The following is a 7,186-nucleotide window of genomic DNA, read 5'->3' on the forward strand; positions in this document are numbered from 1 at the left end:
TGCGCACCAGCCCCTCGGCCGCATAGCTGCCCACCCCGCCCAGGCCAAACACGATGACGCGCGCGCCTGCCAGCCGCTCCATCGCCGAGTCCCCCAGCAGGCGTCCGGTCCGGTCGAACCGCCGCGAGAGCTTGAAGGGCCGGGCGAGCGAGTTCGTACCGGCACCCGGTGCCGTCGGAGCGGAGGCAGGGGAGGAGTCGGAGGCGGTGGGGGCGGGCTGCTGCGTGTCCATGGAATCCCTCTATAACGCGACGCTTGCCTACCGCGAAGATGGGGGGAACGCTTCCCGGAAGAAGCGGCGGGCATTGGCGGTCGTCCGCTGAGCGAGCACCTCGACAGGTTCCCCCCGCACGTGGGCCATACCCTCGATGATGCGGGGCAGGTAGCCGGGCTCCGAGCGCTGCCCCCGGTAGGGCGTCGGCGCCTGGTCCGGCGAGTCCGTCTCCGCCATCAGCCGATCCGCGGGAATGGCGCGCAGCGCATCCAAGGGCTTGCGCGCCTCGGCCCAGGTGACAGGGCCCGCGAAGGAGAAGTGGCAGCCCTTCTGGACGTAGAAGCGCGCCAGCTCCACGCCCCCGCTGTAGCTGTGCATCAGCAGGCCCGCCTCGGGGAAGGGCTCCTCCTTGAGGAACTCGATCATGGCGGGGTGCAGCCGGTGGCAGTGCATCAGCACCGGCAGCCCGTGCTTGCGCGCGAGCGCCATGTGGCCCCGGAGCACCCGCACCTGTCGCTCCAGCGGCGCGCCCGAGGTGGAGGGACCATCGAGTCCGCACTCGCCCACCGCCACGGCTCCACCCCCGGCCAGCAGCGAGTCCAGCCGCTCGAGGTGCTCCGCGTCCTGCTCCGCCGGGAGCTCCGGGAGCAGCTGCGGGTGGATGCCGAGCCCCACCTGGATTCGCGCGTCGCGCCGGGGCAGCTCCAGCAACGGCTCCCAGGTGTCAGGGCCCACCGCGGGGATCACGATGCCTTCCAGGCCCGCCGTCCACGCACGGGTGAGGACATCGGGGCGATCCGGATCGAACCGCGAGGTATCGAGGTGGCAGTGGGTGTCGATCATCGGCAGGAGGGCAAGTGCGCCATCAGGTCAGGGGACTATGTCCACATCTCTGGGCCGCAAGGGGACTTGTCTCGCGCGGAGGATCGACGTAGGAGGGGCGAGCCTCGCTCCCCTGGGCGGGGCACTTCCTCTGGAGGACACCCATGAAGCTTCATGCCGCGCTCTGCTTCCTGGTCTTTGCTGGCTGTGCCACCACCTCGTCCCCGCGGGCCATGAGCGCCCTGGAGGAGTCGGAAGGGGGAGGCGGTCCGGGCGGCCGCACTCTGGAAGCCACCGAGCCCGTGCGTCTGGAGACGCCCGCCGGCACCTTCCTCGTGAGCCCGGGGCACGAGGAGGACTTCAAGAAGGCGCTTGCGGGGGAGCCCACCCGGATCCCCTTCTACGCGGGCGCGGACGGCCCGTAGGCCCTCGGACGCAGCCCCTGCTCGGCCCACTCGCGCGCTCAGGGCACCAGGACGACGCGGCGGCCGAGCGCCTTGGAGAGCTGCGGCGAGCTGACCACCTTCAGCACCTCGGCCAGCTCACCCCCGGCCGTGTCGAAGGCCGCGGCGATGAGCTCTCCCAGGGTCAGCGGCCCCGGTCTCGACGGAGCGGACTGTACCCCTCGGGAGGCCTTCACGCGCCGGGCGACTCGCCGCAACGCAGGCATCACGCGCCGTCCCTGGCGCCGGACCGGACTGCCCTTTCTCGCTGTCGCCGTCTTGGACATGGTGCTTCTTAGAGCCAAGCAAACGGCGCGCCAGACCTGTCAGGTTGGGGCTCTCATGTAGATTCAGGCACTTACCCCAAGGGGAGAAGGCTACCGCTGAGGAGGATTTCCACACCCCGCCGCAAAACGCGGCAGCAGTGCCTCAGTCCGTCGACACTTTTCGTTCAAGCCAACCTCTGGCATTCGATGTTTCATGCAGGCGTCATGAACGTCCAGGTCCTCTTCCACGACAACTGCTTCGACGGGGCCGCCAGCGCGGCCGTGTTCACCCGCTTCTACCGGGAGCGTGTCCGCGCGGACGCGACCTTCACGTACCGGGGGCTGTCGCACAAGCCGGGCGCGGAGGGGATCGATCCGGCGGTGTTCTCCGGGGACGAGAACGCCATCGTCGACTTCCGGTACAGCCAGGACGCGCGGCTCACGTGGTGGTTTGACCACCACGCCTCGGCCTTCCAGCAGCCAGGGGACGAGGCGCACTTCCGGGCGGACTCGAGCGGTCGCAAGTTCCACGATCCGCACCGCAAGAGCTGCACGAAGTACCTGGCGGACGTGGCGCGCGAGCGCTTCGGGTGGGACGCCTCGCCGGTGGCGGATCTCATCCACTGGGCGGAGATCATCGACGGGGCCCAGTTCCCGAGCCCGCAGATGGCGGTGGCGCTGGAGGAGCCGGCCCTGCGCATCATGACGGTGCTGGAGGCGAACAAGTCGCCGGATCTCATCCCGCAGCTCATCCACCGGATGCAGACGGAGACGCTGTCGCAGCTTGCGGCCTCGCCGCTGATCGCCGAGCCGCTCGGGCCGCTGCTGGAGCGCCACCAGCGCCACATCGAGCAGGTGCGAGCCACGGCGCGCTACGAGAACGGGGTGGTGTTCTTCGATCTCGCGAACGAGGGCGTGGACAGCCTGAACAAGTTCATCGCCTACGCGCTCTACCCGGACGCGCGCTACACGCTGTGGGTGGGGCAGGGGCCGAACCGGGCGAAGGTGTCGCTGGGCTCGAATCCCTGGAAGCCCGAGCTGCGCAAGCACGACCTGTCGGCCATCGCCGGGCGCTACGGTGGGGGAGGGCACCCCGTGGTGGCAGCGGTGAGCTTCAAGCCGGGCGAGCTGGAGAAGGCGCGCGCCGCCTACCGGGAGATCCTCGCGGAGCTGTCAGCCTGAGGCTCACGGAGCCGGGGGCTCGAAGAACGAGAACCCGGCCTCGCGCAGCATGCGCACCACCGTGAGCATGGGCAGCCCCTGGACGTTGCTCCGGTCCCCTTCGAGCCGCGCCAGCAGGGCCTGGCCCGCGCCTTCGATGCGGTAGCTCCCCGCGCACCCCTGCCACTCGCCCAGGTCCAGGTACCGCTCCAGCTCCTGCGCGGTCACGGGGTAGAAACTGAGCCGGGACACCTCCAGCGCCTCGGCGATGTGCCCCCCTGGGCCCAGCAGACACACCCCCGTGCAGATGTCGTGGGTGTGCCCGAGCAGCTTGCCGAGCTGCCGCCGCGCGGCGTCCCGATCCGCGGGCTTGGAGAGCACCTCTCCCGCCACCTCGACGAGCTGGTCCGCGCCGATGACCCAGGCCTCGGGATGGCGGGCGTGGACGGCGCGGGCCTTGCGCGCCGCGAGCACCTGGACAGCCTCTCGCGCCGAGAGCGTCGGGGACACGTCCTCGTCCACGCCGGGGGCCTCGGCCTGGTAGGGCAGGCCCAGCCCATCCATCAGGGCCCGGCGGGCGCTCGAAGTAGAGGCCAGAAGGAGGGGGCTCATGCACGCGCACCCTAGACCAGAGTCGCCGAGCTCGGAGCTTTCACCACCGAGCAGGCGGGCGTGACGATTCTTCCCGTGCTCGGGGGGATGCCGTAGCCTGCGGCTCCATGTCGCGGCGCGGTCTGCTCGCCCTGTTCCTCTTGCTCGGTGCCTGCCAGCGGAGCTCCTCGGAGCCTGCTCCGGAGGCGCCTGCCCTAGAGCTTGCGCACACTTCCGCACCTGTCCCCGCGACCGTGGCCCCAGAGCCTCCCGCCGCTCTGCACCCAATGGACGTGCCCCCGCATCGCATCGCCGCGCTCCCTGTCTGCCACGCGGAGGGCAGCTCCCCGCTCGAGGCGGCACATCGCTATTACGACGAGGAGCGCTACGAGGAGGCGCTCTCCTGCGCCGCGCAGGCCGCCGCCCTGGAGCCGGACTTGGCCGAGGCCCACGCCGAGCGTGGGATGGCGCTGGCGGCGCTGAACCGGGTGTCGGAGGCGCAGATGGCCTTCGCCCGCGCGCTCGCCCTCGAGCCGGACTCGGCGAGTGCGCTGCTGGGCGCTGCGCTCCTGTATGCCGTGAGTCTTCCCTCCTCGCGCGAGCGGGACGAGCTGGGGCTGCTCTACTCCGAGCGGGGCCTGTCCAAGCCCGGCCTGGATCCCGATCTGGCGGTGCAGTTCGCCCTCGTCTCGGCCATGGCCTTCAATGATCTCGGCCAGGCGCAGGAGGCCCTGACGCGCGCCGCCATCGTGCTCGCGCGAGAGCCCGGCAACGTCGAGGCGGCCTATGAGCGGGGCCTGGCCCTCTTCGAGCTCTGCCGCTTCGCCGAGGCGAAGAGCGCCTTCTCGGTCCTCCTGAGCGATCCGGAGCATGGGGCACACGCGCACCAGCACCTCGGGTTGCTGCTCGAGCGCGAGGGCAAGTGGAAGCTGGCGCAGCAGCACTTTGACAAGGCCCGCGAGCTGGCGCCCGGGGACTTCGCCCCGCCGCCGCTGCCCACCGAGGCCGACTTCCGCAAGGCCGTGGCCGACGCCGTGGCCTTGCTGCCCGAGGACATGCGCAAGGATCTGCAGGGCATCCCCGTCACCGCGGAGGAGATCCCCGCGGATGACGATCTCCTCTCCGGACAGCCGCCGCTGTCGCCGACCATCCTGGGGCTCTTCCGGGGCCCGCCGCTGGGCGAGCCGTGCGACGGGACGGAGACGCCGTGCCGCTCGGTGGTGCTCTACCGCCGGAACCTGGCGCGCGCGGTGCGCACCTCGGAGCAGTTGCGGGAGCAGATCCAGGTGACGCTGCTCCATGAGGTCGGGCACCTGCGGGGCGAGGACGACGAGGAACTGGCCGCACGCGGCCTGGAGTGAGCCCATGCCCCCCCGAACCCTCCCCACCGCGCGTGTGAGCCTCAAGGGCGCCAAGAGCCTGCGCCGGGGCAACCCCTGGCTCTACCGCACCGAGCTGCTCGAGCCCCCCGCCGGGGACACGCGCGGCGCGGTGGTGGCCGTGGTGGATCCCCAGGGCAACCCCATCGGACAGGCCTTCTACGCCCAGCGCTCGCCGCTCGCGATCCGGCTCCTTACGCGCCGCCCGGCCGCCGAGGAGCCGGTGGACGATGCCTTCTTCCGCCACCGCCTGGAGGCCGCCCTGGCCCGCCGCGCGCCGCTCAAGCACCGCGACGGCCTGCGGCTGGTGCACGGCGAGGCGGACCTGCTGCCGGGCCTCTTCGTGGACCGCTATGGCGCGGGGCTGAGCCTTCAGACGCTCTCAGAGGGGATGGACGCCCGGAAGGAGCTCGTCGCGCGCATGCTGGTGGAGCGGACGGGGGCCTCGCACGTGGTGTGCCGGGATGACGCCTCCGGCCGGGACTTCGAGGGCCTGAAGCGCGAGGCGATGCTGCTGCACGGCTCCGGCGAGGCGCGCTTCACCTACCACGAGGGCGAGAACCGCTTCGAGGTGGACCTGCTGGGCGACATGAAGACGGGCGCCTTCCTGGACCAGGTGGACAACCACCTGCGGGCCGGAGAGCTGGCCCGCGGCGAGGCGCTGGATCTCTTCAGCTACCATGGGGGGTTCGCGCTCGCGCTCAGCCGCACGTGTGACTCGGTGCTCGCGGTGGAGCAGGACCCGAAGGCCGCCGAGCGCGCCCGGGAGAACGCCGCGCGCAACGGGCGCTCCCACGTGACGGTGGAGAACGCCAACGCCTTCGACGTGCTGCGGCGCTTCGCGGACACCGGCCGCCGCTTTGACACGGTGGTGCTGGATCCGCCGGGCCTGGCCAAGCGCCGCGAGGGGCTGGCCACCGCGCTGCGCGCCTACCACGAGCTGAACCTGCGCGCCCTCAAGTGCCTCAAGCCCGAGGGGCTGCTCGTCACCTGCTCCTGCTCCGGCAAGCTGAGCCGCGAGGCATTCGAGGCGATGGTGATCTCGGCCTCCGAGGACGCGCGCCGCCCCGTGCAGATCCTCGAGCGGCGCGGGGCGGGGCTGGATCACCCGGTGCTCGCCGGCCTGCCGGAGACGGAGTACCTCAAGGCCCTCTACGTGCGGGCCCTGTGAGCAGCACCTCGAAGGTGGAGCCCTGGCCGGGCTGGCTCTGGACCCGGATCACGCCCCCCAGTGACTCGACGATCTGCTTGCAGATCCACAGTCCCACGCCGAACCCGCTGTAGTTGCGCCCAGGCACCGCGCGCTCGAAGCGCTCGAAGATCCGCACCTGGTCCTCCAGCGGGATGCCAATGCCCTCGTCGTGCACGGCCAGGCGCACCTGGGCGCCCTCAGCCCTCGCGGTGACGACGATCGGCTTGCCAGCGCCGTACTTGGTCGCGTTGCTCAAGAGGTTGGAGAGCACCTGGTCGAGCCGGGCTCGATCCCACTCGCCCCGGAGCGAGCCCTCGGCGTGCACCGTGAGCGTACTGCCTGTGCGGGAGACCTCGATGGCCATCCGATCGCAGACCTCGCGGACGAGCTCCAGGAGGTCGAACTCCTCGAGGCGCAGCGCGAGCTTGCCGGCCGTGAGCTGCGAGAGATCCAGCAGATCGGTGACCAGCTGCTCCAGGCGCTGGACCTGCCGGGCCACCGAGTCGGCCTTGAGGGTGAGCCGGGCCTGGTCGTTCTCGTTCTGCCGGGGCCGGTCGAGGTTCTGCTGCAGGGACTGGATCTGGAGCTTCATCGCCGCGAGCGGCGTGCGGAGCTCATGCGCGGCCACGGAGAGGAACTCGTCCCGCTGCGCGACGGCCAGCTGCGCGCGGGTGTAGAGCCGTGAGCGCTCCAGCGCCTGCGCGCACTGCGCCACCATGGTGGACATGAGCTTGCGCTCCTCCCCATCGAACGCTCGGGGTGTCGCGAACCGCACCCAGAGCACGCCGAGGACCTCATCACGCACCCTGAGGGACAGCGTCGCGGCGGCACGGTAGCCCGCCTCCGAGGCCGCCTCGCGCAGCGCCGGGTACGCTTTGATGAGGGGCTCGAGATCTTCGAAGTAGAGCTCCGTGCCTTCGCGGAACGCGCGCGCGGCGGGGTTGTCCGCGGCGACAGGCAGCGTCTGAAAGCGCTTCACCACGTGGGGCATGTGGGTGTGGCCCACGTGGGAGACCATCTCCAGCTGGGTGCGCGTCTCGTCGGGCAGCAGGAGCGAACCCGCGACTCCCTCCATGGAGCCCACCGCGAGGTGCGCGACGATGTCCGCCACGTCCTCC

General features: G+C 71.1%; 8 protein-coding genes and 1 pseudogene. 4 read left to right on the forward strand and 5 right to left on the reverse strand.

Annotated features, from left to right (window positions below):
* Positions 1-232: pseudogene (locus VD972_RS10410) on the reverse strand (tRNA threonylcarbamoyladenosine dehydratase); the annotation flags it as partial.
* Between the two features lie 27 nt (positions 233-259).
* Positions 260-1,057: a TatD family hydrolase gene (locus VD972_RS10415; protein WP_324984688.1), complete on the reverse strand. Its 798-nt coding sequence runs from the start codon at positions 1,055-1,057 to the stop codon at positions 260-262.
* Between the two features lie 143 nt (positions 1,058-1,200).
* On the opposite strand from VD972_RS10415, the gene VD972_RS10420 reads away from it, so the two are divergent.
* On the forward strand, positions 1,201-1,461 hold the full coding sequence (locus VD972_RS10420) for a hypothetical protein (protein ID WP_324984692.1): 261 nt from the start codon (positions 1,201-1,203) through the stop codon (positions 1,459-1,461).
* 38 nt (positions 1,462-1,499) lie between these two features.
* Here the strand turns inward: VD972_RS10420 and VD972_RS10425 are convergent, their stop codons facing one another.
* Positions 1,500-1,766 carry a hypothetical protein gene (locus tag VD972_RS10425; RefSeq protein WP_324984694.1) on the reverse strand — a complete coding sequence of 89 codons (267 nt, stop codon included), beginning with the start codon at positions 1,764-1,766 and terminating at the stop codon, positions 1,500-1,502.
* Between the two features lie 204 nt (positions 1,767-1,970).
* Between VD972_RS10425 and VD972_RS10430 the strand changes: the two genes are divergently transcribed.
* Positions 1,971-2,927, forward strand: a complete 957-nt coding sequence (locus tag VD972_RS10430; RefSeq protein ID WP_324984696.1) for a DHH family phosphoesterase — start codon at positions 1,971-1,973, stop codon at positions 2,925-2,927.
* A 3-nt stretch (positions 2,928-2,930) separates the two neighbouring features.
* On the opposite strand, the gene VD972_RS10435 is transcribed toward VD972_RS10430, so the two are convergent.
* Entirely contained in the window at positions 2,931-3,518 is a 588-nt protein-coding gene (locus VD972_RS10435) for a nucleoside triphosphate pyrophosphatase (protein ID WP_324984698.1), read from the reverse strand.
* Positions 3,519-3,784: 266 nt separating this feature from the next.
* Here VD972_RS10435 and VD972_RS10440 point away from each other — a divergent pair, with 266 nt between their 5' ends.
* Entirely contained in the window at positions 3,785-4,858 is a 1,074-nt protein-coding gene (locus VD972_RS10440) for a metallopeptidase family protein (protein WP_414654034.1), read from the forward strand.
* Positions 4,859-4,862: 4 nt separating this feature from the next.
* Complete coding sequence (locus VD972_RS10445; protein WP_324984702.1) at positions 4,863-6,047, forward strand: class I SAM-dependent rRNA methyltransferase; 1,185 nt, start codon at positions 4,863-4,865, stop codon at positions 6,045-6,047.
* Here the strand turns inward: VD972_RS10445 and VD972_RS10450 are convergent.
* Positions 6,019-7,186 (reverse strand): GAF domain-containing sensor histidine kinase (locus tag VD972_RS10450; protein WP_324984704.1); only part of this gene is annotated, 1,168 nt, incomplete at its 5' end. The genes VD972_RS10445 and VD972_RS10450 overlap by 29 nt on opposite strands.

The organism is Hyalangium sp., assembly GCF_035629615.1.
GTDB lineage: Bacteria > Myxococcota > Myxococcia > Myxococcales > Myxococcaceae > Hyalangium.

What these genes read in the sequence shown, in the direction of transcription:
- VD972_RS10445 (WP_324984702.1), top strand. Translation starts at nt 4,863, where the DNA reads ATGCCCCCCCGAACCCTCCCCACCGCGCGTGTGAGCCTCAAGGGCGCC.
- VD972_RS10425 (WP_324984694.1), bottom strand. Translation starts at nt 1,766, where the DNA reads ATGTCCAAGACGGCGACAGCGAGAAAGGGCAGTCCGGTCCGGCGCCAG.
- VD972_RS10430 (WP_324984696.1), top strand. Translation starts at nt 1,971, where the DNA reads ATGAACGTCCAGGTCCTCTTCCACGACAACTGCTTCGACGGGGCCGCC.
- VD972_RS10440 (WP_414654034.1), top strand. Translation starts at nt 3,785, where the DNA reads ATGGACGTGCCCCCGCATCGCATCGCCGCGCTCCCTGTCTGCCACGCG.
- VD972_RS10435 (WP_324984698.1), bottom strand. Translation starts at nt 3,518, where the DNA reads ATGAGCCCCCTCCTTCTGGCCTCTACTTCGAGCGCCCGCCGGGCCCTG.
- VD972_RS10415 (WP_324984688.1), bottom strand. Translation starts at nt 1,057, where the DNA reads ATGATCGACACCCACTGCCACCTCGATACCTCGCGGTTCGATCCGGAT.
- VD972_RS10420 (WP_324984692.1), top strand. Translation starts at nt 1,201, where the DNA reads ATGAAGCTTCATGCCGCGCTCTGCTTCCTGGTCTTTGCTGGCTGTGCC.